Annotated in this window: 25 protein-coding genes, 1 tRNA gene and 1 pseudogene; 9 read left to right on the top strand and 18 right to left on the bottom strand. The window is 64.0% G+C overall.

Annotated elements, in window-relative coordinates:
- Positions 1-4: 4 nt before the first annotated feature.
- Entirely contained in the window at positions 5-1,300 is a 1,296-nt protein-coding gene (gene glyA, locus HMPREF3227_RS01275; protein WP_066491318.1) for a serine hydroxymethyltransferase, read from the bottom strand.
- Between the two features lie 183 nt (positions 1,301-1,483).
- On the opposite strand from glyA, the gene coaA reads away from it, so the two are divergent.
- Complete coding sequence (coaA, locus tag HMPREF3227_RS01270; protein WP_066491416.1) at positions 1,484-2,410, top strand: type I pantothenate kinase; 927 nt, start codon at positions 1,484-1,486, stop codon at positions 2,408-2,410.
- Here the strand turns inward: coaA and HMPREF3227_RS01265 are convergent.
- The 5 genes from HMPREF3227_RS01265 to mca all read right to left on the bottom strand — a co-directional run bounded on the left by HMPREF3227_RS01265 (position 2,407) and on the right by mca (position 6,307).
- Positions 2,407-2,907, bottom strand: coding sequence for a flavodoxin domain-containing protein (locus tag HMPREF3227_RS01265; protein WP_066509583.1), 501 nt, complete (start codon positions 2,905-2,907; stop codon positions 2,407-2,409). The two genes, coaA and HMPREF3227_RS01265, sit on opposite strands and share 4 nt — an antisense overlap.
- A complete protein-coding gene (locus HMPREF3227_RS01260) occupies positions 2,904-3,674 on the bottom strand; it encodes an isoprenyl transferase (protein ID WP_066509612.1) in 771 nt (256 codons plus the stop codon). Before HMPREF3227_RS01260 ends, HMPREF3227_RS01265 begins: the two co-directional genes overlap by 4 nt.
- A gap of 28 nt (positions 3,675-3,702) precedes the next feature.
- Complete coding sequence (locus HMPREF3227_RS01255) at positions 3,703-4,782, bottom strand: 3-deoxy-7-phosphoheptulonate synthase (protein ID WP_066491323.1); 1,080 nt, start codon at positions 4,780-4,782, stop codon at positions 3,703-3,705.
- A gap of 316 nt (positions 4,783-5,098) precedes the next feature.
- Positions 5,099-5,416 (bottom strand): hypothetical protein, encoded by a 318-nt coding sequence (locus HMPREF3227_RS01250; RefSeq protein ID WP_066491326.1) that lies wholly within the window; start codon positions 5,414-5,416, stop codon positions 5,099-5,101.
- A 3-nt stretch (positions 5,417-5,419) separates the two neighbouring features.
- Entirely contained in the window at positions 5,420-6,307 is an 888-nt protein-coding gene (gene mca / locus HMPREF3227_RS01245) for a mycothiol conjugate amidase Mca (RefSeq protein ID WP_066491334.1), read from the bottom strand.
- Positions 6,308-6,407: 100 nt separating this feature from the next.
- Between mca and HMPREF3227_RS01240 the strand changes: the two genes are divergently transcribed.
- From HMPREF3227_RS01240 to HMPREF3227_RS01230, 3 genes are all read left to right on the top strand, one after another.
- Positions 6,408-6,890, top strand: a complete 483-nt coding sequence (locus HMPREF3227_RS01240; protein WP_066491338.1) for a DUF4307 domain-containing protein — start codon at positions 6,408-6,410, stop codon at positions 6,888-6,890.
- 174 nt (positions 6,891-7,064) lie between these two features.
- Entirely contained in the window at positions 7,065-7,586 is a 522-nt protein-coding gene (gene greA, locus HMPREF3227_RS01235; protein WP_066491344.1) for a transcription elongation factor GreA, read from the top strand.
- A 29-nt stretch (positions 7,587-7,615) separates the two neighbouring features.
- Complete coding sequence (locus HMPREF3227_RS01230) at positions 7,616-7,903, top strand: hypothetical protein (RefSeq protein ID WP_066491347.1); 288 nt, start codon at positions 7,616-7,618, stop codon at positions 7,901-7,903.
- A gap of 507 nt (positions 7,904-8,410) precedes the next feature.
- On the opposite strand, the gene HMPREF3227_RS01225 is transcribed toward HMPREF3227_RS01230, so the two are convergent.
- The 10 genes from HMPREF3227_RS01225 to HMPREF3227_RS01190 form a co-directional block, all read right to left on the bottom strand.
- Positions 8,411-9,223 (bottom strand): Bax inhibitor-1/YccA family protein, encoded by an 813-nt coding sequence (locus HMPREF3227_RS01225; RefSeq protein WP_066491425.1) that lies wholly within the window; start codon positions 9,221-9,223, stop codon positions 8,411-8,413.
- Between the two features lie 92 nt (positions 9,224-9,315).
- Positions 9,316-9,783, bottom strand: coding sequence for a peptidase associated/transthyretin-like domain-containing protein (locus HMPREF3227_RS13955; protein ID WP_329601859.1), 468 nt, complete (start codon positions 9,781-9,783; stop codon positions 9,316-9,318).
- Positions 9,765-10,004: a hypothetical protein gene (locus HMPREF3227_RS13950; RefSeq protein WP_066491358.1), complete on the bottom strand. Its 240-nt coding sequence runs from the start codon at positions 10,002-10,004 to the stop codon at positions 9,765-9,767. Before HMPREF3227_RS13950 ends, HMPREF3227_RS13955 begins: the two co-directional genes overlap by 19 nt.
- Positions 9,994-10,245, bottom strand: a complete 252-nt coding sequence (locus HMPREF3227_RS13945) for a hypothetical protein (RefSeq protein ID WP_369814845.1) — start codon at positions 10,243-10,245, stop codon at positions 9,994-9,996. The genes HMPREF3227_RS13950 and HMPREF3227_RS13945 overlap by 11 nt, the downstream gene beginning before the upstream one ends.
- Before the next feature lie 83 nt (positions 10,246-10,328).
- A tRNA-Leu gene (locus tag HMPREF3227_RS01215) sits at positions 10,329-10,405 on the bottom strand.
- An 86-nt stretch (positions 10,406-10,491) separates the two neighbouring features.
- On the bottom strand, positions 10,492-11,466 hold the full coding sequence (locus HMPREF3227_RS01210) for a Ppx/GppA phosphatase family protein (protein WP_066491363.1): 975 nt from the start codon (positions 11,464-11,466) through the stop codon (positions 10,492-10,494).
- Positions 11,467-11,511: 45 nt separating this feature from the next.
- Positions 11,512-12,078 carry a DUF501 domain-containing protein gene (locus HMPREF3227_RS01205; RefSeq protein WP_066509577.1) on the bottom strand — a complete coding sequence of 189 codons (567 nt, stop codon included), beginning with the start codon at positions 12,076-12,078 and terminating at the stop codon, positions 11,512-11,514.
- 75 nt (positions 12,079-12,153) lie between these two features.
- On the bottom strand, positions 12,154-12,810 hold the full coding sequence (locus tag HMPREF3227_RS01200) for an FtsB family cell division protein (protein ID WP_070539418.1): 657 nt from the start codon (positions 12,808-12,810) through the stop codon (positions 12,154-12,156).
- Between the two features lie 151 nt (positions 12,811-12,961).
- On the bottom strand, positions 12,962-14,239 hold the full coding sequence (gene eno, locus HMPREF3227_RS01195) for a phosphopyruvate hydratase (RefSeq protein WP_066491368.1): 1,278 nt from the start codon (positions 14,237-14,239) through the stop codon (positions 12,962-12,964).
- Positions 14,240-14,580: 341 nt separating this feature from the next.
- The gene (locus tag HMPREF3227_RS01190) at positions 14,581-15,372 is read right to left on the bottom strand and encodes a lytic transglycosylase domain-containing protein (RefSeq protein ID WP_066509574.1); all 792 of its coding nucleotides are present in this window, start codon (positions 15,370-15,372) and stop codon (positions 14,581-14,583) included.
- 173 nt (positions 15,373-15,545) lie between these two features.
- Here HMPREF3227_RS01190 and HMPREF3227_RS01185 point away from each other — a divergent pair, with 173 nt between their 5' ends.
- Complete coding sequence (locus HMPREF3227_RS01185; RefSeq protein ID WP_066491372.1) at positions 15,546-15,977, top strand: hypothetical protein; 432 nt, start codon at positions 15,546-15,548, stop codon at positions 15,975-15,977.
- On the opposite strand, the gene HMPREF3227_RS01180 is transcribed toward HMPREF3227_RS01185, so the two are convergent.
- On the bottom strand, positions 15,974-16,585 hold the full coding sequence (locus tag HMPREF3227_RS01180) for a MazG nucleotide pyrophosphohydrolase domain-containing protein (protein WP_066491380.1): 612 nt from the start codon (positions 16,583-16,585) through the stop codon (positions 15,974-15,976). The two genes, HMPREF3227_RS01185 and HMPREF3227_RS01180, sit on opposite strands and share 4 nt — an antisense overlap.
- A 59-nt stretch (positions 16,586-16,644) precedes the next feature.
- On the opposite strand from HMPREF3227_RS01180, the gene HMPREF3227_RS01175 reads away from it, so the two are divergent.
- From HMPREF3227_RS01175 to efeB, 4 genes and pseudogenes are all read left to right on the top strand, one after another.
- The gene (locus tag HMPREF3227_RS01175) at positions 16,645-18,162 is read left to right on the top strand and encodes an amino acid permease (RefSeq protein ID WP_082750208.1); all 1,518 of its coding nucleotides are present in this window, start codon (positions 16,645-16,647) and stop codon (positions 18,160-18,162) included.
- Between the two features lie 187 nt (positions 18,163-18,349).
- Positions 18,350-19,153: pseudogene (gene efeU, locus HMPREF3227_RS01170) on the top strand (iron uptake transporter permease EfeU).
- A gap of 6 nt (positions 19,154-19,159) precedes the next feature.
- Positions 19,160-20,290 (top strand): iron uptake system protein EfeO, encoded by a 1,131-nt coding sequence (gene efeO / locus HMPREF3227_RS01165; protein ID WP_066491389.1) that lies wholly within the window; start codon positions 19,160-19,162, stop codon positions 20,288-20,290.
- Between the two features lie 2 nt (positions 20,291-20,292).
- Complete coding sequence (efeB, locus tag HMPREF3227_RS01160) at positions 20,293-21,531, top strand: iron uptake transporter deferrochelatase/peroxidase subunit (protein WP_066509571.1); 1,239 nt, start codon at positions 20,293-20,295, stop codon at positions 21,529-21,531.
- A gap of 38 nt (positions 21,532-21,569) precedes the next feature.
- On the opposite strand, the gene HMPREF3227_RS01155 is transcribed toward efeB, so the two are convergent.
- On the bottom strand, positions 21,570-22,595 hold the full coding sequence (locus tag HMPREF3227_RS01155) for a zinc-dependent alcohol dehydrogenase (protein WP_066491396.1): 1,026 nt from the start codon (positions 22,593-22,595) through the stop codon (positions 21,570-21,572).
- Positions 22,596-22,971: the final 376 nt, after the last annotated feature.

Raw genomic sequence — 22,971 nt, 5'->3', positions numbered from 1 at the left:
CCGCTTAGACCAGCTTCCAGTCCTCGAGGCCCTCGTAGAGCGGGAAGTCCTTGGCGACCTTCTCCACGCGGGCGCGCAGAGCAGCGACGTCGGCCTTCTGGCCGGCGGCCAGGGCGGTACCGATGATGTCCGCGACCTCGGTGAAGGCGGCGGAATCCAAGCCGCGGGTAGCCAGGGCCGGGGTGCCGATGCGCAGGCCAGAGGTGACCATCGGCGGACGCGGGTCGTTCGGGACGGCGTTGCGGTTGACGGTGATGCCGACCTCGTGGAGGAGGTCCTCGGCCTGCTGGCCGTCGAGCTCCGAGTTGCGCAGATCCGCAAGCACGAGGTGGACGTCGGTTCCGCCCGTGAGGACGTCGACGCCAGCGGCCTTGGTGTCCTCGGCGGTGAGGCGCTCGGCGAGAAGCTTCGCTCCCTCGAGGGTGCGGGCTTGGCGGTCCTTAAAGTCCTCAGACGCAGCGATCTTCAGCGCGATGGCCTTGGCAGCGATGACGTGCATGAGCGGGCCGCCCTGCTGGCCCGGGAAAACGTTGGAGTTGATCTTCTTGCCAAGCTCTTCCTTGGCAAGAATCATGCCGGAGCGCGGGCCGCCCAGGGTCTTGTGAACGGTGGTGGACACGACGTCAGCGTAGGGAACCGGGGACGGGTGCAGGCCAGCGGCAACGAGGCCGGCAAAGTGGGCCATGTCGACCCACAGCTTGGCGCCGACCTCGTCCGCGATCTCACGGAACGCGGCGAAGTCGAGGGTGCGCGGGTAGGCGGACCAGCCGGCGATGATGACCTTGGGCTTCTCAGCCAGGGCCTGTTCGCGGACCTTGTCCATGTCGATGCGCATGGTCTCAGCGTCGACCTCGTACGCGGCGACATCGTAAAGCTTGCCGGAGAAGTTGAGCTTCATGCCGTGGGTGAGGTGACCGCCGTGGGCCAGGGACAGGCCCATGATCTTGTCACCCGGCTCGGCCAAGGCGGAGAGCACTGCTGCGTTGGCCTGCGCACCGGAGTGCGGCTGGACGTTGGCGAACTCGGCGCCGAAGAGCTCCTTGGCGCGGGCAATGGCCAGGTCCTCGATGATGTCGACGTTCTCGCAGCCACCGTAGTAGCGGCGGCCCGGGTAGCCCTCCGCGTACTTGTTGGTGAGCACGGAGCCTTGTGCCTGCAGCACGGCGCGCGGCACGAAGTTCTCCGAGGCAATCATTTCAAGGGTGTCGCGCTGACGGGAGATTTCGCCGCCGATGGCCTGGAAGACCTCCGGGTCGAGCTCGCGCATCTCCTGGTAACGCACATCATTATTAGCAGTCATTAACGTCCCTTACGTATCGTGTCTGAAAGTCCTGCAGGGCGGCGCGGGGGCTTGACCCGGGCACGCTGCCTATCATCATAGAGCAGCTCACAGCCGGGAAACACCCGAACCTCGCGGAAATCGTTTGAGCCCAACCCGGGGTCATTCGCCGCTCCACGCCGGACAGGTGCGACAATGGACGCCATGGCGCGCTTTACCGATCCCAGCCCGTACCTCGACTTCGACCGCGAAGCGTGGCGGGCACTGCGCAACTCCATGCCGCAAGTGCTCACGGCCACCGAGGTCGAGGAGCTCTCCGGCATCGGCGAAAACATTGACCTTCACGAAGTCGCAGACATCTACCTGCCGCTCTCCCGCCTTATCCACATGCAGGTCTCCGCCCGCCAGAAGCTCACGACGGCCACGGACCACTTCCTGGGCAACCCACCTAATCACGTCCCGTTCGTCATCGCCGTCGCCGGCTCCGTGGCTGTGGGCAAGTCCACCACGGCGCGTCTACTGCAGGTACTGCTGCAGCGTTGGGAGTCCCACCCCAAAGTCGACCTCGTCACCACGGATGGATTCCTCTACCCCACTGCCACGCTGAAGGAACGCGGGCTCATGAGCCGCAAGGGCTTCCCCGAGTCCTATGACCGCCGCGCGCTCATGCGTTTTGTCACCGAGGTAAAGTCCGGCCGCCCGAAGGTCGAAGCCCCCGTCTACTCCCACATCAATTACGACATCGTGCCGGGTGAGAAGCAGATCATCGCGCAGCCCGACATCCTCATCCTGGAGGGCCTCAACGTCCTTCAGACTGGCCCCACGCTCATGGTCTCTGACCTCGTGGATTTCTCCGTCTACGTCGACGCCCGCACCTCGATTGTCGAGAAGTGGTACATCGAGCGCTTCCTCAAGCTGCGCCAGACCGCCTTCCGCCAGCCCGGCGCGCACTTCTCCCACTATGCCGACTTGGATGACACACGCGCGTATACGCAGGCGCGTGAAATCTGGCAGTCCATCAACCTGCCCAACTTGGTGGAGAATATTTTGCCCACGCGCGTGCGCGCCTCACTGGTGCTGCGCAAGGGCGAGAATCACCACGTCGAGCGCGTACGCATGCGCAAACTTTAAGCGCCGTGCGCGCGAGCCCACTCCACGATGGGCGCCAGCTCTGCAAAGTCCACGCGATCGACGTCTTGGTCGTAGGCGTCGATCATCGCATGCTCATTGTCCGACTTGCGCGGCTTGAGCTTGAGCGCGGAGATAACGCCCATCATCACCGTGCGGTGCGCGGCGGACAGCTCCGAGTAGTTCATGCGCCCAGGCAGGTAAAAACGCGCAACGTCTGGGACCATGCCGGCGAGCTGGTCCTTCTCGCGCGCGGCTTCGAGCAGCGTCATGCCCACGGCCACCGCGGCGACGGGACGCGTGCCAAAGTCGTGGTCCTTGATAAAGGACGCGGCCGGGATGCTAGGTCCGTGGACGTAAGAAGCCACGATCACGGGTCCGTCGGACGGGGCAAGCGAGGCGTCGGCGAAGTCCACCACGGAGGCATCGAGAAGCCGCCCCAGCTCCATCGCATACTCGCGGGTCGCGCCGTAGACGCTGGTGTAAAAGACCGTCGTCACTTGCCAAACCGCCGGGAACGATGGGAATAGTCGCGCAGCGCGCGCAGGAAGTCGATCTTGCGGAACGCCGGCCAGTACGTATCCGTGAACCAGATTTCTGAATACGCGGACTGCCACAGGAGGAAGCCGGACAGGCGTTGTTCGCCAGAGGTACGGATCACGAGGTCCGGGTCCGGCAGCCCCTTCGTGTACAGGTGCGACGTGATGGACTCCGCAGTAATGCGCGAGGCCATCTCCGTCGCGGAGGTGCCAGCGGCAGCCTCGGCGCGGATGAGGTTCTGGACGGCGTCCACGATCTCCTGGCGTCCGCCGTAGCCCACGGCGACGTTGACGATGATGCCCTGGTTGTCCTTCGTCGGCCCCGCCGCCGCCTGCATACGCGAGGACACCACCTCGGGCAGCAGATCGAGGTGGCCGACGAGGCGGACCTGGCAGTCTAGCTCCATGCTGGAGAGGTGTTCGATGACATCGGAAATAATGTCGAAGAGCAGGTCTACTTCCTCCGCAGAGCGCTTGAGGTTCTCCGTGGAGAGCAGATAAATGGTGACGACCTCGACCTCGGTGTCGGCGCACCAGCCGATCATCTCGCCGATCTTCGCAGCACCCACGCGGTGGCCGTGGCTCACATCGTCGAAGCCAGCCTCGCGCGCCCAGCGACGGTTGCCGTCCGCCATAATCGCCACGTGCTTGGGCTGCGGAACGCCCTTGAGATCACGCAGAAGCCGGGCCTCGTACAACGGGTAGAGGACCTTCGGCAGCGCGGGCAGTCGTGGCTCAAATTTCACGGTGTCTAGTCTAGCGCCCCGCACGCCGCGCGCGAACCGCCGAGGCCAGTTCTGCCAGCAAATCCACAGTGACGTCGAAGTCCATGCACTTATCCGTGATCGACTGGCCGTAGGTGAGCTCGCTCGGGTCATCGCCCAGCTTCTGCGCGCCGTCCACGAGGAAGGACTCGAGCATAATGCCCGCGATGTGCTCGTTGCCGGCCGCGACCTGCGCCGCGATGTCGCGCGCGACCTCAGCCTGGCGCACGTGATCCTTGCCGGAGTTCGCGTGCGAGGCATCAATCATCAGCCGCGCATCCTCCCCCAGCGTCTCCACCGCGGCGCTTACCGATGCCGCCTCAAAGTTCGGTCCGCTCGTCCCGCCGCGCAGGATGATGTGGCAGTGGCGGTTGCCGTCCGTCTCCACGACGGACGGGGCGCCGTCATCCGAGGTGCCGAAGAAGAAGTGCGGCTTGCTGGCGGCGCCCACCGCGTCGATGGCGACCTGGACGTTGCCGTCTGTGCCGTTCTTGAAGCCAATGGGCATGGACATGCCGGAGGCGAGCTGGCGGTGAACTTGGGACTCCGTCGTACGCGCGCCGATGGCGCCCCAGGCGACGGCGTCCGCGTAGTACTGCGGGGAGTTCGGCTCCAGGAACTCGCATGCGGCGGGCAGCCCCAGGTTGACAACGTCGGTGAGGATCTTGCGGGCCAGGCGCAGGCCACCCGGAATGTCGAAGCTCTGGTCTAGGTGCGGGTCGTTGATCAGGCCCTTCCAGCCCACCGTCGTGCGCGGTTTTTCGAAGTACACGCGCATGACCACCTTGAGGTCGTCCGACAGCGCGCGGGCGAGCGGCGCCAGACGGTTGGCGTAGTCCATCGCCGCTACCGGGTCATGGATAGAGCAGGGACCAACGACCACGACGAGGCGGTCATCTTCGCCGTCGAAGACCTCCGCGATCTCCTGGCGGTCACGCTCGACGGCGGCCATTTGCTCCGGGGTGAGCGGATGTTCTGCTTGGAGCTCGGCCGGCGTGGGCAGCTCATGGAAGGCGCGGACACGGCGGTTGGACGTCGAGGCCGGGTGGGACAGGGAGACGGGTGCGGACATCGCGGGAAACTTTCTGTGGTTCGGGATGAGCCGCCGCCCCGCAAGCTTCCAAGCCTCGGAGCGGCAAACAAAAAGCAGCTCCTCATCGTGAGGGCTGCTTCAAGGCTCCGGGCTTAAAAGGTGTGCGTTATGCCGACAACGTGGCAAGCGCGCGGGTCATACCCGGAGCCTTGCCAAAATAAAATCGGTGAACGAACATACCGCTTACCGTAGCATACGGGGGTGAGCCTATCCCCCATGAGACGGGACACCGCACCCGCGACATGAGAAACCCGCGAGCGGCACGAGGCCATCCCGCGGGTGTGTAGGCACGAGACTAGAAGATGAACTTCTTGCTGTTGTCGTAAATGCCGGCGTCCTTCATCGCGGCATCGAGAGCCTCCTGATCGAAAGGATCAATGCCGTGATCTTGCGCGAAGAGCTGGCGGCGGCGGAACCGCGAGTAGCGGCGATGGAAGAACCAGCCAGCGGTCAGCACGGCGACACCCATGAGCGCGAGGACGAGCAGGCCAATGGGCGAGGCCTTGCCAAACTCAGGGCCCATCGGGCCATCTGACGCGGTCGACTGCGCGAGCACGTACAGCGTCGGCTGCATGGAGGACGTAGCAGCGGCGAGAGTACTAACAATGGTCATGGCTTAAGCTTCCTCTTTTTCTTGGATGCCCGCAAATAGATCGGTCTCCGGAAGATCCGTCGCTACGCGGGTGCGCGCGAGTTCGAATTCCTCCGTGGGCCACAGGCGGCGCTGGTCCGCCGCCGGCGTAATAAGGAACGCGCCGGCCGGATCGATCTGCGTCGCGTGGGCGCGCAGCGCCGCCTCGCGCTGCTCGAAGTAATCACCACACTCGACCTGCGTGGTGACACGGGACATGATGTCGCCGAACGTCGTGTCCCAGCGGGCCATCATCGGCGCGTACGGACTCGGCTTGCCCGCTGCCAGCAGCTCGTCGTGGAAGAGCTTCATGCGCTGGAAGACGAAGCCGTGCGTGTAGTAGAGCTTGAGCGGCTCCCACGGCTGGCCCAGCTCCGGGTGGTAGTCCGCGTCGCCGGCTTTCTCCCACGCGATCATGGACGCGCGGTGAACCATGAGGTGGTCCGGGTGCGGGTAGCCGCCGTTTTCGTCATAGGTGACGATGACGTGCGGGCGAAAGTCACGAATGGCCTTGACCATCGCCTGCGCCGCGTTGTCATCGCCGAGCTTGGCAAAGCAGCCCTCGGGCAGCAGGTTCTCAATTTCTTCCGGGGTGCCCTCCGGCAAGCCGGAGTCGACGTAGCCCAGCCACTGGTGCTGCACGCCCAAGGCCGCGGCGGCGCGTGCCATTTCTTCGTGGCGCACTTCAGCCATGTTTTCCACAATGCCCGGCTTGTCCATCGCCGGATTGATAATGTCGCCGCGCTCGCCGCCGGTGCAGGTAAGAACAAGGACGTCGTTGCCCTCTGCAGCATACTTTGCGGTCGTCGCTGCACCCTTGGACGACTCATCATCCGGGTGCGCGTGAATGGCCATGAGGCGCAATCCGCTCATCGGTAATCCCTACTATCGTTTCTCATCGCTTCAAGCTTGTAACCCTACACAGTTTAAGCCACTTTCTGGCACACGCGAACACCGGCTAAACTAGGTCTCCATGAGCACATCTGATGGCGGCCAGTCGCGCCGTTCCGCCCGCTACGCGGAACGTACCAACCATGAATCCCGCGAAGACTCCTTCAACATCACGAGCAAAGCCATCGCGCTGGTCTTCGTCGCCGTCATCATTGCCACGATCTTCTACGGCTTCCGTTACTTCCAGTCGCGCGAGCAGACGAACGCTGAAATCTCCATGGTCACCCAGCAGATCATCAGCGATGACACCACGCGCGTGTGGGCTGACATCACGCGCTCGCGTCCTGAGGAAGCCGCCTACTGCATTCTCGTCGCCTACGACTACGAGAAGGTCGAGGTCGGCCGCCGCGAAATCGCCCTTGCTCCCGACGGCAAGGAGTCGATCCGTGTCTCCGTCGACGTGCCCACCAACGCCCGCGCCGTCGCTGGCGGCGTCTACGGTTGCTCCAGCCTTGTCCCGCCGTACCTCGACACGGAGAACCCACAGTACAACGTCGAGTCCTAGACCGCGCCCCGCGCACGCACTTTCTCCAAACCGCTAACCACACCATGGCCGACGTGGGCATATCGCTGTGCTAAAATTTTGAGTCACACATGGTCTGGCCGCTCGTTGCGGCTGGGCCCTTATGCTGGTTGCACCAGCACACCTCACAATCCATCTTTAAGGGAAGGTCGCCGCATGGCTGAGCACCAGAAGCAATACATCACTCCGGAAACCAAGGCCAAGCTCGAAGAGGAGCTGCAGGCTCTTATCGACCACCGTCCGGTCGTTGCTGCGGAAATCAACGAGCGCCGCGAGGAAGGCGACCTCAAAGAGAACGCCGGCTACGACGCCGCGCGTGAGATGCAGGACCAGGAAGAGGCCCGCATCAAGCAGATCTCCGAGGTCCTCGCGAACTCCACCACCGAGCGTTCCGGTATCGAGGAAGGCGTCGCCAACGTCGGCACCGTTGTCCACGTCTACTACAACGGTGACGAAGAAGATAAGGAAACCTTCCTCATCGGTACCCGCGCTGCCGCCTCGGACAACCAGGACCTGGAGACCTACTCCGAGCAGTCCCCGTTGGGCGCCGCCATCCTCGGCGCGCACGAGGGCGAGACCCGTGAATACACCGCCCCCAATGGCAAGACCATCTCGGTGACCATCGAGTCCGCCGCTCCGTACGACTCTGCCAAGGCCGCTACCCCGCGCGGGGCTTAATTTCTCTCATCACCCAAGGATTGTTCATCATGAAGAAATTCACTGCTTCTGTGGCTCTCGTGGCCGCCGCTGTCTCTCTTGCTGCATGCCACCCGGCTCACGAGAAGGACTCTGAGGTCAAGGTCACCAACGCCGTGACCCAGGCACCGAACGTCACCGCAGAGAAGTCTGCAGACAACACCGCAACCACGGTCACAACCCCGGCCGCCACCATTGCGGGCGAGGCCACCCCGGTCGAGGGCTCTGCTGCCACCGCTGAGGAAGGCGTCGAGGGCGCCGCTGCCACTGCCGCTACCATTCAGCAGCCGGCTCAGTAAGCACGCTAACGCTCAAAGCCCGGCCGCACCGTAGTGCGGCCGGGCTTTCGCGTGCCCGCCCTCCCCTCAGGACGGCCACGCGGCAGTGGCACCACCCCCGAGTAGCAGTGCCCCCGCCGCGCCGGGCGGTGGCACCTCCCCCGCAGGTACCACCGCCCTGAGCGTGTCCCCCACGGACAATTGTGCCCAATATATTTGGCGAATTCCCCCTCACGGCTTAATTCTCAGAATTAAGAAATACCGAACCGGATAAAGACTTTTAAACGCAAAAGTAAAGAGCAATTAAAGTCCGCAGGATATGCGTTGGAAGCCACAATGCCAACCGTGTAGACGCGCGCGCCACAACGCCTGAAGCGGCTACCCCCGCCTACCCCAAATAACCAAAGTGCAATTAAGCCAACATACAGGTACTACCCATGAAGCTGCTATAGGGCCTGTTCAAAACCCACGAAATACGACAGTGCCCGCGGTGACCTAGTCACCGCGGGCACTGTGTTTTAGAAGCTTTTAGCGATTCTGGAAGTAGCTCAGCAGACGGAGAATCTCCGTGTAGAGCCAGACCAGCGTCACGGCGAGCCCCAGCGCCACGCCCCAGGCGTTGCGAGCCGGAGCCTGCGCGCGGATGAGACGGTCTGCTTGGTCGAAGTCCGTGAGGAAGGACAGCGCGCCGAGGACGATGCACACGAGCGAGAAGATAATCGCCAACGGGCCGCCGTCACGCAGCGGGCTGAAGCCGGTAAACAGCGCGAGCAACAGGTTGCCCAGCGCCAGCACAGCCACACCCACGAGCGCGCCCAGCATGATCTTGTTGAACTTCGGCGTCACGCGCACCGCTCCCGTCTTGTAGACGAAGAGCATGCCAATGAACACGCCCACGGTACCGAGCACCGCCTGGCCGATGAGCGAGGCAGCGGACGCGCCGCCGACCGTCACGTTGGTGAACATGAAGGAGAACCCGCCCACGAACAGGCCCTCAAAGACGGCGTAGATAAGCGTGGTGGCCGCAGAGCCCCACTTCTTACCGAACGTGGCCACGAGGACCGTCACAAAGCCACCCAGCGCACCCACGAGCGTGAGCAGCGAGGCCAGACCTGGGCTCACAAAGATCGCGATGCCGAAGTTGACAATGGCGCCGACGATGATGACGGCGAGGGTAATGCCGGTCTTCGTCACCACGTCATCAACGGTCATGGGACGCTCAGCAGAGCCCTGCTGTGCGTAGTGGTTGCCGTCAAAAGAGCTGCCAGCGTACGGGTTTGCAGAGTAGCTGTCCTGGCTGGAGCTGGTCAGAGAGTTCATGACCGGGTTGCTAGAGCGCACGGAAGTCACTGTCCTTTCACAGAGTTTTTGTTCTTCTCCTCTATTTAACGCATGAAGTCGCGCGGAAGTTCCCGCCCGCGCGTTGGGGTTTCTTACGCGGACTCATTCGCCTGCGCCGCGCCCGGGCTGCCCTCCGGCGGCTCGCCCCCAGGTCCGCCCTGGCCCGGCATGGGCACCGCCGCGACCTGGGCCTTCGTGGTGGGGTCGACGGGAACGTCGATGCTCACCGCGTACCCGTCGGCCACAGACCCCGTCACCGTCGGCGTCTGCGCGTCCCAGCCATCGGAGAACACGTTGTCTGTCTCCAGCGTGATTCTGTCGAGGTTGCGCGTCGAGCCGTTGTACTCACTCTGTTCATAGACAGCACGCGCCACGTCTTCCGGCACCACGATTTGCGAGGTGAACACGTTATTCGTCGCATCCTTAATGCCACCGATGGAGGTAAAGACCTCAAAGTGAATGTGCGGCCAGCGCCCCGTGTAACAGCCCGGCACGAGCGAGTCGAAGGTGACCTGCACGCCACGCAGCCACGGCTCGCCTGTCACGCCGTCCGAATACATTGAGTACTCGCCCTGCGGACTGCAGTGCCAGTGAGCGGCGCATTGTTATTGGAGATGTCGATGAGGTTCATCGTGAGCGTCATGGGCGTGCCCGTGATACTCCCGCCGCCCTCGATCGAAGACGTGAGGTCGCGGCGTTCAATGCCGGATTCCTCCAGCACGTCCGGACCGTTCGAGCCGTCGCCTGGGTACGGCCCAGCCGTCTCCGTATTAAGCTCCACGCTTTCCGATGCCCCCCTCGCTCGCCGTCGCACTCGTCGTCGCGGCCGCAGTCGAGCTGGGAGCCGACTGGCCGCCGGGCGCGCAGGCAGCCAACGCGGCCGAGCCCGCGCCGACACCCAGCACGCCCAGGAGACGGCGCCGGGTAAGGATGGTCTGAATGTCAAAGGTCAGGCCCTGATCCTCGACGTCGTCGTTGGGGCGAGCCAGCGGCCCGCCCTCATACATGGGTGAAGTACTCATGCGAGTAAAGCTATCGCCTCTTGATGGAATTTCCCCCGAATTATGCGCACAGGGCCGCAGGAAAATCCTGGCTGTGTGCTGTGTGGTGCCCCCACAGGGACTCGAACCCTGACTGAATTGATTTTAAGTCAACTGCCTCTGCCGATTGGGCTATGGGGGCCTTCGGTGCCTTTAGCTTATTGCACTCGCCACGGGCACTAAAAATTGGGGCGGCCTTAGGCGCCACCCGGTGGGAGGTGCGGGCCTTTAGGAGGTGGGGGCATCGGCAAGCTCGGCAGCGAGACCTGCAATGATGCCGTCCAGGATGTCCTTCTCGCTGATGACGAAGGAGCGGGCCTCGGTGACCTTCTCCACGGCGTCGATGATGCCCTGGACGACCATGCTGCCGCCGCCGATGACGTCCGCGCGGCCCGGGTGAATGACCGGGTTGAGCACGAGCGAGGCACTGGTCTCGATCAGAATCTGGTCAATGAGCACGCGCAGGGCATCGAAGCGCAGGACGGAGCCATGAATGGCATCGGAGTCGTAGCGTTCTAGGCCCTGAGCCAGCGCCGACATCGTGGTGAACGTGCCAGCGCAGCCGACGAAGGTGCGCGCCTGGTCGAGCGGCACAATCTTGAGGACATCCTCCATGCGCTCGGCGACGTAGTCGCGGGCGATCTCCAGCTCCGTCTCCGTGGCCGGGTCTGAACGCATGATGCGCTCCGTGAGACGCACCGAGCCCATTTGCGCCGAATGCGAGCCAAGCAGCTCGCCGTCCGCGGTGCCGACCACAAACTCGGTGGATCCGCCGCCCACGTCGATAACGCAGTAGGGTGCCTCATCGCGGCCCAAGTCCGCGACCGCGCCGGTAAAGGAGAGCTTCGCCTCCTCGTCGCCGGAGATGACCTCGGCGCGTGCACCGGGCTGAATCTCGCCAAGCAGCTCCGCAGTCATGGAGAAGAACTCCTCGCGGTTGCTTGCATCGCGCGAGGCGGAGGTGGCGACCATGCGCACGCGCTCGACCTTCTCAAACTTCATCTGCTTGACGTACTTCTCGAGCGCCGCGCGGGTGCGCTCTAGCGCGGCCGGGGCGAACTCACCTGTGGCGTCGACGCCCTCGCCTAGGCGCACGATCTCCATGAGACGCGTGATATCACGAATGGTGCCATCCGGCTGCACGTCCGAGATAAGTAGACGGATGGAATTTGTGCCGCAGTCGACGGCTGCCACACGGGTCATGGGAATCTCCTTGCAGATACGGTGTGTGTGTAATCGTGCCGTGTTCTAGGCGTTGGGCACGTCGAATTGGGCCATGTCGATGCCCAGTTCCTCGACCGTCGGCCAGTCCTGCGGAATGGCGGTGCCGCGCAGATCCTTGTACTCGGCGGCCATGGCGACGGCCTCGGTGCCCAGGCGGAAGTGTTGCGGGCCCTCGGCAAGCGCATAGGCAATGAGCACGTGGAGGCACTTGACGCGGTCCGGCATGCCGCCGCCGGAGAACTGCGTGCCGAGGTCCTCGATGGCGTTGCGCTCAGCCAGGAAGTGCTCGTGGGCGCGCTGATAGTCCGCAGCGAGCTCCTCGTCCTCGGCGAGGCGGGATTCCATCCATTTCATGACGTGGGCGACCTCGAGGCGCGAGGCCTCAGCCGTGAGCCGCGGGTCCGTGAGGTAATACAGCGTGGGAAACGGCGTGCCATCGGGCAGGCGCGGCGCGGTCTTCACAACGGCGGGCTGGCCGTCCGGAGTACGGTACGCGATGGCGAGCACGCCGCGGGCCGAGCGGCCAAGCTGCTCCTTGACGATCTCGAGATCGGCCGCCAGCTGGGCGGCGTCGTTTTCTTGCGCGGTCATGCCCCATATTGTCGCACACCGCGCGCGGAGGCGAAGAACGCGGCCGTCTACCGCCCCGCGGCCGCGTCGCTCCGACTACTGGGCGGCGGGTTCGGCGGGGGCCTGCGCGCCTTCAGGGCCCGCGGGAGCGTGCGCGCCTTCTGCGTCGGCGGGACCTTGCTGCTCCGAGACGGCCTCGGACACGGCCTCGGAGATTTCGCCGGACTCGCCGGTTTCTGCGGCGTTCGGGCTGTCGGAGACGGCGCCGTTGTCCACGGGCGGCTCGGCGAAGGAGTCCCACAGGACCGTGTACCAGTCGCGGGAGTCCTCAACCTGCGTTTTATCCGTCGTCACGGCGGAGTCGTGCGTCATCTTAGGATCGAGGATGCGGTACGCGGTCTCCCCTGGCTTCACCACGCCCAGGCGGCGGCGGGCTTCCTGCTCGATATACGACTCCGAGCGGTACTTGTCGATCTCGGTGAGGAGACGTTCCTTCTCCGCGCTCTTCGCAGCGATGGCCTCGTTGAGGCGCGCAATCTCCGCGCGGCCCTGGTAATAGTTGTTGAGCGGCATGGCCACCGCGACGAGCACGATGATGAGTGCGAGAACCAGAATGCCCCAGCCCAGGATGTCGAGGCGCGTGCGCGCCTCCGCCCGGTCTTTCACGGCGGCGCGCGCAGCTGCACGACGGTCCGCGTCGCGAGAGGCAACGGGGACGGTCGTCCGCGACTTCTTCTTCGAGCTGGGTGCCATAGGACTTCCCATCCTAGCCCGCCGCCGTGCAGATCTCCGGGCGCGGCGCGAGTCCGCACGCAAAAATCCCGCCGTCCGAAATAGACGGCGGGATAGTTGTCAGCGCGCTAGGCGCTGTGCGCATGCCACGCGGTGGGCGCGACGCGAGGCTTTAAGCCTGGAAGCGCGGGAAGGCGGAGCGGCCGGCGTAGACGGCGGCATCGCCAAGCTCCTGCTCGATGCGCAGCAGCTGGTTGTACTTGGCCACGCGCTCGGAACGAGCCGGGGCACCGGTCTTGATCTGGCCGCAGTTGAGGGCGACAGCGAGGTCAGCGATGGTGGTGTCCTCGGTCTCACCGGAACGGTGGGACATCATGGTGCGGTAGCCGGCGCGGTGAGCCATTTCGACAGCGTCGAAGGTCTCGGTGAGGGTACCGATCTGGTTAACCTTGACGAGGAGGGCGTTGGCGGCCTTCTTCTCGATGCCCTCGGCCAGGCGGGCCGGGTTGGTGACGAAGAAGTCGTCGCCGACGATCTGAACCTTGTCGCCGATGGCGGCGGTGAGCTTGGTGTAGCCCTCCCAGTCATCCTCCTGCAGCGGGTCCTCAATGGAGACGATCGGGTAGTTCGCGATGAGGTCCTCGTAGACCTTGGCCATCTCCTCAGCGGTGTGCTCGCCGCCCTCGAAGTGGTACTTGCCGTCCTTGTAGAACTCGGAGGAGGCAACGTCAAGAGCCAGGGCGATGTCCTTGCCCGGCTCCAGGCCAGCCTTCTTGATGGCCTCGACGATAAGGTCGAGAGCCGCCTTGGTGGACTCTGCCTCCGGGGCGAAGCCGCCCTCGTCACCGAGGCCGGTGGACAGGCCCTTGGACTTAATAACGGACTTCAGAGAGTGGTACACCTCAGCGCCCATGCGCAGAGCCTCAGAGAAGGACTCGGCACCGATCGGGGCAATCATGAACTCCTGGACGTCAACGCCCGAGTCGGCGTGGGCGCCACCGTTAACGATATTCATCATCGGAACCGGCAAGAGGTGGGCGTTCGGTCCACCGATGTAGCGGTAGAGCGGCAGGCCAGCGGACTCAGCGGCAGCCTTCGCAACGGCGATGGACACGCCGAGGATGGCGTTGGCGCCGAGGCGGGACTTGTTCTCCGTGCCGTCGAGCTCGATGAGCTTGGCGTCGACGAGGCGCTGATCATCAGCTTCCATACCGGCGATTTCATCGACGATTTCCTCGTTGATGTTGTGGACAGCGTTGAGAACGCCCTTGCCCAGGTAGCGGTCGCCACCATCACGCAGCTCGTGGGCCTCGTGGACACCGGTGGACGCACCGGACGGCACGCCGGCGACGCCGTGTGCACCGTCCTCAAGGAAAACCTCAGCCTCAACGGTCGGGTTGCCGCGGGAATCCAGAATTTCACGGCCAAATACGTGCATGATGCCAGCCATTATGTGCTCACTCCTGTAAACATTGTGTGTGGTCTGAAAGGGTTCGAATCAGCCCGGCAGTGCGCGTTACGTTCTATGCGCTCCAGCCTGAAACGAGGAAGTTTTTTATTCCGCCCATAATTGTTCCAGATTTTTGCGATCTGTGGCGGGGCTGGCCAGAAAAATCAGCAAGGTCACAGTCCGAACAGTAGACATGGGCGGCTCACACAGCGCCGCCACAGCCCGATTCAGCTGGGCAAACCATGCCAGAGTGCCCGATTACGCCCGAAAGTGTGGCATTTCCCACCTTTGCCCGACGAGAGACCGCGCGGGCATCCGGGCGGGCGTTGGCAAGGTTTGTTTTAGGAGTTTGCCGGCTGCGGCACGGCGTAGGAGTTCGCAGCCTTGGCAACGCGGGTGACGTAGTCGCGTGAGTTGTTATAGGCGTAGATGGCCTCGAGCCAATCCTCTTCCACGGCGAGATCGCGGTCGTTATCGCAGAGCAGATTGGCGGCGCTCAGCGCGGCGTCATCAATCTGCTGTGGGTCGGCGACGCCGTCGCCGTCCGCGTCGAGGCCGAAGTGTTCCCACGTGCTGGGAATGAACTGGAGAGGGCCCACGGCGCGGTCAAATTCCGTGTCGCCGTCGAGGAGGCCGCCGTCAGTGTCCTCGATGCGCACCGTGTTATTCGTGCCGTCGAGCGGAATGCCCACAATCTTCGGGTCGGGGCGGCCGGTGGCGTCGAGGTTCGACGGCTTAAGCCAGCTGCCACCGTAGGTGCCGTGGCGGGTTTCGACCCAGCCAAGGCCTGCGAGGGTGTTCCACTGCAGGTGACATTCGGGCCAGGCGTCGCGGGCGATGAGTTCCGCGTTGCCGTAGGCGCGCAGGGCCTGCCCCGAGACGTCCGTGGACGCGGCGAGCGGGGCGGACCACTCGCGCAGCTCGTCCGCGGTGCGGCCGGGCGCGTGGACGTCGATGAGCGCGACGGGCTCGGGCGCAGCCGGCGGGACGACGGCATCGACAGGCTGAAGCGTGCGCGTGGGAGACGGCACATGGAAATACGACATGAGCCACGCGACGAGAGAGACGACAAGGAAGACGGCGAGGACCGCAGCACATCCACAGCCGCCCGCGCGCTTTACCCAATCAGTCATGACGGACAATCCTAGCGCTCCCCCGCACCTGCGCCGCGTTGCCCCGCCCGACGCCTAGATTATGACAATTAAGTCTCAACTGTTTACTTTTGTCACATTCACGACTAAGGTGGGCGCGGAACTTTGTTCTCTACCGTGTTGTTGTTCTTCCCTCACCGTTCTAAGGAATTTTCATGAAGCTTCGCGCCACCGTCGCCGCCGCTGCGGCCGCCCTGTCCCTCACCATCGCCCCGTCCGCGTCCGCCGCACAGCTCGACCTCGGCACTCTGCTCGGCGCCGACGCCATCGCGTCCGGCGTCATCAACACCGTCGATTGCGGCACGCTGAAGACCGTACTCCAGGGCATCGACTCCGCCACCGAGGGCGAGCTCCTCACGGAGACCACCACGCAGAGCCAGCTCGCCAAGGGCCTGCAGGGCCTGGGCAAGGTCGAGGGCACGACCAACCCGGCGCTGGCGCTTGCGGCCGTGAAGTACTCCACCCAGACCGCGCAGCGCGCGCAGGCCTGCGGCATCGTCAAGGCTGACGCACCGGGCAGCTTCGGCCTGTCCTCGCAGCTCGAGACGGTCCTCCCGTTCGTCGAGAGCCTGTCCTCGAAGGCTTAACCTTCGCTCGCCTTGCCGCGCGCCCACAGCTCGTCTTGGCGCTCGACCGACACGACGCCGGTCGAGCCGTCGAACAAGTAGGGCGCGCGGCTGCGCATTTTTCGCACGAAGCTCGTGGCAACGTCGCCAAAATCAAAGGCGCCGCGGCGCGCGGCGATTTCCGCATGGAAAAGCACCTGCAGCAGCACGTCTCCGAGCTCTGTGCACAGCTCGCTTTCCGATGCCCCCTCCTCCACCGCCGCAGCAAACTCCCGCGTCTCCTCGGCGAGGTACGGCAGGAGCGAGCGATGGGTTTGGCCCATCTCCCACTCGCCGCGCGAGCGCGCGGCGGACATGATGCGTTGAGCCTCGTAGACCGGCTCGTGGCGCGAGGCGGCCTCGATAATCTCCTCGCCGGCGCTGATACGGACGGCGACGGCGGGGTCCGCGGCGTTCGTGGTCACGATGGTGCCGACGCCCGTAGGGTCGATTTTCGTGACGAGATCCCCGAAGTTCCAGCGCACCTTGACGGGCAACTCGCCGGTATACGTCACCGGCTGGGTCACCCGCGCGAGCGCCTCCATGGGGATAAGGTCGGGCCAGCGTTCATCGAGCAACAGAACAGTCATAGCTCCTAGTTTCTCACAACGGTTTTCACCCGCCGCGTCAAGTCTGTAATTTTATACAGATGAACAACCCTTCCACAGGTGCAGCAGCCCTTACGGGCGCCGCCGCGGCAGACGGCTCGGGCGCGCGCACCCACTCCGTCACCATCTGGACTCTCGTCGCGCTCATCATCGGTTCCACCGTCGGCGCGGGCATCTTCTCTCTCCCACAGAACATCGCGTCGGTCGCAGGCCCGGGCGCCATGCTCATCGGCTGGCTCATCGCAGGCGTGGGCATGCTCTCCGTCGCTTTCGTCTTCCAGATCCTGGCGCAGCGCAAGCCAGCGCTCGACTCGGGCGTCTATTCCTACGTGCGCGCGGGCTTGGGCGACTTTATCGGTTTTACCTCGGGCTGGGGCTACTGGCTAGGCTCGGTCATGGCGCAGGTCGGCTACGCCACATTGTTCTTTAACACGATCGGGCACTACGTGCCGTTCTTCGACGCGGACCACCGCTTAGCCTCGGCCATCGCGGTCTCCGCGCTGTCGTGGACGATCTTCGCGGTGCTCGCCCGCGGCATCAAGCAGGCCGCATTTATGAATATGGTGACGTCCGTGGCCAAGCTCGTACCCATCCTGGCGTTCGTCGTGCTCGTCGCGTTCCTCGGCTTTAGCTGGGACAAGTTCACCTTCGACTTCTGGGGCGAGGACTCCGGCACGCCGCTCTTCGAGCAGATCCAGGGCATCATGTTGTTCACCGTCTGGGTCTTCATCGGCGTCGAGGGTGCTTCGGTCTACTCCAAGCAGGCACGCACCCGCCGCGACGTCGGCCGCGCCACCGTCATCGGTTTTGTCTCCGTACTCGCGCTCCTTGTCTCCGTCTCCACGCTCTCCTTCGGCGTGCTAAGCCAGGCCGAGCTCGCCGCGCTCCCGGATAATTCAATGGCCTCCGTGCTCACCGCCGTCGTCGGCCACTGGGGCGGCGCGCTCATCTCGCTCGGCCTGTGCTTGTCCGTCCTCGGCGCCTACGTCTCCTGGCAGATGCTCTGCGCCGAGCCCATCGTGCTCATGGCCGTCGACGGCCTGCTCCCCCGCCGCATCGGCACCGTGAACATCGCGGGTGCCCCGTGGGTCGCGCAGCTCATCTCGACCATCGCCATCCAAATCTTCGTCGTCGTGTTCTACTTGAACGAGACCTCGTATAACGCGATGGTCCAGCTCGCCACCATCATGTACCTCCTGCCGTACATCTTCTCCGCGCTCTACCTCGTGCTGCTAGCCTCCCGCGGCCGCGGTTTCACGCGCCCCAGCGACAAATTCGACCTTTCAGGCCCCGAGGTTTCCCCGCGCGAGAACCGCCACCACCTCGCCATTGGCCTCGTCGCCTTCATCTACTCGTTGTGGCTCATCTACGCCGCCGACCTCGTCTACGTCCTCCTCGGCGCGCTCGCCGTCATCCCGGGTCTCATCCCCTACGTCGGCACGCGCCTAGCCAAGAAGGAGCGCGTCTTCAACGGCTTCGAGTGGTTCGTCGTCGCCCTCGTCTTCGTCGGCGCCATCGCCGCCGTGTGGGGCCTCGTCAACGGCAGTCTCACGCTCTAACCAGCACATTCCGCACTTCACGCCGCAACCGCGGCTTAACACAAATTGGGGTAGCCTCACCTTACGTGAGCTGCCCCTTTTGCATGCCGTCACACATCACGCCCGTTTTATTATGTCAAGCCTAACCTGAGTCGGATAATAAAAGCGGCGCGACCCGCCGTCACCCCACCTGCTCAGGAAGGACGCCATGTTATTCGCCAACCTCCTCATCGGCCTGCGCGAGGGCCTCGAGGCCGCCATGGTCGTCACCATCCTCGCCGCCTACCTCACCAAGTCCGGACACTCGAAGCAGATGCGCTGGGTCTAGGCCGGCGTCGCCGCTGCCATCGCCGTGACGCTCGCCGTCTTCGCCATCATTTACTACGGCACCAAGACGCTGACCACGGTGGGCCAGGAGATTATTGGGGGCATCGGCAGCCTCGTCGCCGTGGCCCTGGTGAGCTACATGCTGCTGTGGATGCACGGCGCCTCGAAGAATATGAAGGCTGAGCTCGAAGGCAAGCTCGAACACGCCATCGCCGTCGGCCCCGGCTCTGTCTTTGTTCTGGCGTTTATGGCCGTCGTCCGCGAGGGCATCGAAACCGCGCTGCTCGTCTTCGACACCTTTGCCTACGGTTCCTCGGCCACGCCAGCGCTTGGCCTCTCGCTAGGCATCGCCATCGCCGTCGCGGTGGCCGTGGCCATGTACTTCGGCGCGATCCGCATCAACTTGCGCACGTTCTTCCGCGTCACAGGCATCCTGCTCGTCATCGTCGCCGCAGGCATCCTGCGCTACGGCCTTACGGACCTCCAGGAGGCCGGCCTGCTGCCGGGCCTGCACACACTCGCCTTCGACGTCTCGCACATCATCGCCCCGGGCACCGCGCTCGCGACGTTTATCGAGGGCATCTTCAACCTCGTCCCCGCTCCCACCACGCTGTCCATGGTGGGCTGGGCCGTCTACCTCGTTATCGCTCTGTACCTGTTTCTCCGACCGACTAAGAAAGCCTAACTACTCATGAACCGCACTGTCTCTGTACTTGTCGCCGGCCTCGCGTTGGGATCGCTCACCGCCTGCGCGGACAAAGTCGACGAATCGCAATCCACCAACTTCACGGTCGCCGCCACGGACGACGCCTGCACCGTCTCCGGCGCCGAGGCCACCACCGGCACCTCGACCTTCGAAGTCACCAATAACGGTGAGAAGACCACGGAGTTCTACGTCTACACCTCCGGCGGCCGCGTCGTCGGCGAGGTCGAAAACATCGGCCCAGGCGCCACCCGCAAGCTCGTCGTCCAAATAACGGACCCGGGTGACTACACACTCACGTGTAAGCCGGGAATGGTCGGCGACGGCTTCTCCCAAACGCTGAAGGTGACCGGCGAGGCCGTGGAAGCCTCCACCGACGAGGTCCTCACCCAGGCCGTCGACGGGTACATCTCCTACGTCCGCTCGCAGACCACCGCGCTGCAGGGGCAGGTCGACGAGTTCGTCGCCGCCATCGAGTCCGACGATATCGACACCGCGAAGGAACTTTTCCCGCTCGCACGCACCCCATACGAGCGCATCGAACCCGTGGCGGAGTCCTTCCCGAACGACCTCGACCCGCGCATCGACCTGCGCGAGGCCGACATCCAGGAGGGCGACACCTGGTCCGGCTTCCACAAGATCGAAAAGGATCTTTGGGTAAACAAGAAGATCACGGACGAGACCAAGGCGGACGCCGCCCAGCTCAAACAGGACATCGCGGAGCTCGTCGACGGCGTGGCCGCGGACGACTACACGCTCGCGCCCGTCCAGATCGCGTCCGGCGCTCAGGGCCTGCTCGACGAGATCGCCACGTCCAAGATCACCGGCGAAGAAGACATCTTCTCCCATACCGACCTTTACGACTTCCAGGCAAACCTCGACGGCTCCCGCGCGGCCATCGCGTCGCTGGAGAAGGCGCTCAACGAGCGCGACCCACAGCTGCTCACCGACATCAACGAGCGTTTCGACGCCGTCCAGACGCTGCTCGACACGTACCGCGAGGGCGATGGCTTCGTCTCCTACGACAAGGTCTCTCAAGACGAACGCCGCAAGCTTTCCGATGCCCTCGATGTCCTCACCGAAAAAGTCTCCACCGTCCAGGAAGTCGTAGCGAGCTAGCCATGAGTCGTTCTTTTAGCCGTCGCGCGCTCTTCGGCGGGGCCGGTCTACTCGCCGCGGGGACGGTCACAGCATGCTCCGATAGTTCCGGCCGGGATGGAGTCACGGCCGCCGCAGCTATCGTAAAGTTCAACGGCCCGCACCAGGCCGGCATCGTCACGGCGCAGCAGGACCGTCTCCACTTCGCGGCGTTCAACGTCGTATCAAAAGACCGCGCGGAACTCGAGGAGCTCCTGCGCACGTGGACCGCCATGGCGCGGCGCATGACGCGGGGCCAGACCGCTGTCGATGAGGATATCTCCGAGGTCGGCCAGCACTCTGTCCCGCAGGATACCGGCGAGGCCTACGACCTGGAGCCGGCGAACCTCACGCTCACCATCGGCTTTGGCCCCTCGCTCTTTGACGAGCGCTTTGGCTTTGCCTCCGCACGTCCGGCCGAGCTGGAGGATTTGCCAAAGTTTGCGGGAGACCAGCTCATCGGCAAGCTCTGCGGCGGCGATATTGCCATCCAGGCATGCTCGGACAACCCGCAGGTCGCCGTGCATGCCATCCGGAACCTCGCGCGCGCTGGCCGCGGCGTCGTGGAGTACAAGTGGTCGCAGCTTGGCTTCGGGCATGCGTCGACGACGACTCGCGAGCAACAAACGCCGCGCAACCTCTTCGGGTTTAAAGACGGCACGAACAATATCAAGGCCGAGGACACCGACCTGGCGGACGAACATATCTGGGTCTCCGGCACGAACTCGTGGCTCGACGGCGGCACGTTCCTCATCACGCGACGCATTCGTATGCTGCTGGAGAATTGGGACCGGCAGGTGCTCTCCGACCAGGAGGAGACGTTTGGTCGCGTCAAGAGCTCAGGCGCGCCGCTCGGCCGTGAGAACGAGTTCGACGAGCTGCCGCTCGACGAGTATGTCGGTACGTCGGGCCCGGTCATTCCGCTTACGGCGCATGCGCGGCTAGCGAGCCACCAGGAAAATGGCGGGGCGCGCATGCTACGGCGTGCGTATAACTTCACGGATGGCATCGACGACTTCGGGCATATGGACGCGGGGTTGTTCTTCATCGCGATCGTCAACTCCCCTGCCGAGCGGTTTATCCCCATTCAAAAGAAGCTCGCGAAGTCGGACAAGATGAATGAGTACGTGCGCTACGAGTCGTCTGCCATCTTCGCCTGCCCGCCGGGGCTTGCAGATGACAACGATTGGTGGGGCCGCGGGCTCTTCGAGGCCACGGCCTAGATGCGTCCGCGCCGCGTGCGTGCGGCGCGGACTCCGCCCTAATAGCGAATGACGCGGCGGCCTTCGATGCCGCCCTTGATAAGTCCCTCGAAGACCTCGTTGACGTCGTCGAGCTTGACCTCCTCGACCGTCGGCTTAATCATTCCACGGGCGTAGAAGTCGAGCGCCTCCTCGAGATCCTGGCGTGTACCCACGAGCGAGCCGCGGATGGTGAGGCCCTTGAAGACAATGTCGAAGATGGGCGCGGGGAACTCTCCCGGCGGCAGGCCGTTGAAGACGATGGTGCCGCCCTTGCGCGCCATGCCGATGGCCTGGCCGAACGCCTGCGGGTGAACGGCCGTGACGAGCACGCCGTGGGCGCCGCCCTTGGTGTACTCAGTAACGGCCTCGGCCGGGTCCGCTTCCTTGGCGTTGACGGTGTACTCGGCGCCGTGCTTCTTCGCCAGCGCTAGCTTCTCTTCTGAGATATCCACCGCGATGACGCGCATGCCCATGGCGACGGCGTATTGCACCGCGATGTGCCCCAGTCCACCGATGCCGGAGATGACCATGAACTGGCCCGGGCGTGTCTCTGAGACCTTGAGGCCCTTGTAGACCGTGACGCCAGCGCAAAGAATCGGCGCGACCTCGATCGGGTCCGAGCCTTCCGGGATGCGCGCGCAGTAGCGGGTGTCCACGAGCATGTACTCGCCGAACGAGCCGTCCACAGTGTAGCCACCATACTCCGCCTCGTCACACAGCGTTTCCCAGCCGGTGCGGCACTTCTCGCACACACCACACGCGGACCACAGCCAGACGTTGCCCACAATGTCGCCTACCTCGACGGTGTGCTCGCCCGGCCCCAGCTTGACCACTTCGCCCACGCCCTCGTGCCCCGGGATGAACGGTGGCTCCGGCTTCACAGGCCAGTCGCCTTCCGCGGCGTGGACGTCCGTGTGGCAGATGCCCGACGCAAGGTTACGCACAAGTGCTTGGTTGCGACCCGGTTCCGGAAGATCCGCCTCGCGGATATTCAGGGTAGGTCCGAATTCTTCGACGACAGCGGCAGTGAATGTATCACTCATTATGTACTCCTTTACTACGGGTCGATGACGTCACCCAGACTAGAAATCTCGCCCGCGTGCGCGAGCCCCCCTACCCCGCTGCAAATTCCGCAAAACTGTGACCTAACACGAAACCTACGCGATGAGTGACATAGCACATCCAGACTGCAAAGATCGCATTTTTACCCCCGACCTGCATAAATGAATACCCATTTCATTAACCTCGGTCGTTTCCTCCATCCCGCACGAAGGCATGCCGAATGACCCCAGCCTTGGCTGGGGTTTCCTTTCGGCTGTTAGTCCACGGTGCAGAGTAGGCGCTTGCCGTACGGGGTGACGTACCAGTAGTTGCCCTCGGCATCGCGGGTATACGAATCACCATCGGCCTTGCGCCCGT

Source organism: Corynebacterium sp. CMW7794, assembly GCF_001563605.1.
Lineage (GTDB): Bacteria > Actinomycetota > Actinomycetes > Mycobacteriales > Mycobacteriaceae > Corynebacterium > Corynebacterium phoceense.
This window is presented reverse-complemented; position numbering and strand designations above follow the sequence as displayed.

Excerpts from the sequence above, each read along its gene's own strand:
- glyA (WP_066491318.1), bottom strand. The coding sequence starts at position 1,300 with ATGACTGCTAATAATGATGTGCGTTACCAGGAGATGCGCGAGCTCGAC.
- coaA (WP_066491416.1), top strand. The coding sequence starts at position 1,484 with ATGGCGCGCTTTACCGATCCCAGCCCGTACCTCGACTTCGACCGCGAA.
- HMPREF3227_RS01255 (WP_066491323.1), bottom strand. The coding sequence starts at position 4,782 with ATGTCCGCACCCGTCTCCCTGTCCCACCCGGCCTCGACGTCCAACCGC.
- HMPREF3227_RS01250 (WP_066491326.1), bottom strand. The coding sequence starts at position 5,416 with ATGACCATTGTTAGTACTCTCGCCGCTGCTACGTCCTCCATGCAGCCG.
- mca (WP_066491334.1), bottom strand. The coding sequence starts at position 6,307 with ATGAGCGGATTGCGCCTCATGGCCATTCACGCGCACCCGGATGATGAG.
- HMPREF3227_RS01240 (WP_066491338.1), top strand. The coding sequence starts at position 6,408 with ATGAGCACATCTGATGGCGGCCAGTCGCGCCGTTCCGCCCGCTACGCG.
- greA (WP_066491344.1), top strand. The coding sequence starts at position 7,065 with ATGGCTGAGCACCAGAAGCAATACATCACTCCGGAAACCAAGGCCAAG.
- HMPREF3227_RS01230 (WP_066491347.1), top strand. The coding sequence starts at position 7,616 with ATGAAGAAATTCACTGCTTCTGTGGCTCTCGTGGCCGCCGCTGTCTCT.
- HMPREF3227_RS13955 (WP_329601859.1), bottom strand. The coding sequence starts at position 9,783 with ATGTATTCGGACGGCGTGACAGGCGAGCCGTGGCTGCGTGGCGTGCAG.
- HMPREF3227_RS13945 (WP_369814845.1), bottom strand. The coding sequence starts at position 10,245 with ATGAGTACTTCACCCATGTATGAGGGCGGGCCGCTGGCTCGCCCCAAC.
- HMPREF3227_RS01210 (WP_066491363.1), bottom strand. The coding sequence starts at position 11,466 with ATGACCCGTGTGGCAGCCGTCGACTGCGGCACAAATTCCATCCGTCTA.
- HMPREF3227_RS01205 (WP_066509577.1), bottom strand. The coding sequence starts at position 12,078 with ATGACCGCGCAAGAAAACGACGCCGCCCAGCTGGCGGCCGATCTCGAG.
- HMPREF3227_RS01200 (WP_070539418.1), bottom strand. The coding sequence starts at position 12,810 with ATGGCACCCAGCTCGAAGAAGAAGTCGCGGACGACCGTCCCCGTTGCC.
- eno (WP_066491368.1), bottom strand. The coding sequence starts at position 14,239 with ATGGCTGGCATCATGCACGTATTTGGCCGTGAAATTCTGGATTCCCGC.
- HMPREF3227_RS01190 (WP_066509574.1), bottom strand. The coding sequence starts at position 15,372 with ATGACTGATTGGGTAAAGCGCGCGGGCGGCTGTGGATGTGCTGCGGTC.
- HMPREF3227_RS01185 (WP_066491372.1), top strand. The coding sequence starts at position 15,546 with ATGAAGCTTCGCGCCACCGTCGCCGCCGCTGCGGCCGCCCTGTCCCTC.
- HMPREF3227_RS01180 (WP_066491380.1), bottom strand. The coding sequence starts at position 16,585 with ATGACTGTTCTGTTGCTCGATGAACGCTGGCCCGACCTTATCCCCATG.
- HMPREF3227_RS01175 (WP_082750208.1), top strand. The coding sequence starts at position 16,645 with ATGAACAACCCTTCCACAGGTGCAGCAGCCCTTACGGGCGCCGCCGCG.
- efeO (WP_066491389.1), top strand. The coding sequence starts at position 19,160 with ATGAACCGCACTGTCTCTGTACTTGTCGCCGGCCTCGCGTTGGGATCG.
- efeB (WP_066509571.1), top strand. The coding sequence starts at position 20,293 with ATGAGTCGTTCTTTTAGCCGTCGCGCGCTCTTCGGCGGGGCCGGTCTA.
- HMPREF3227_RS01155 (WP_066491396.1), bottom strand. The coding sequence starts at position 22,595 with ATGAGTGATACATTCACTGCCGCTGTCGTCGAAGAATTCGGACCTACC.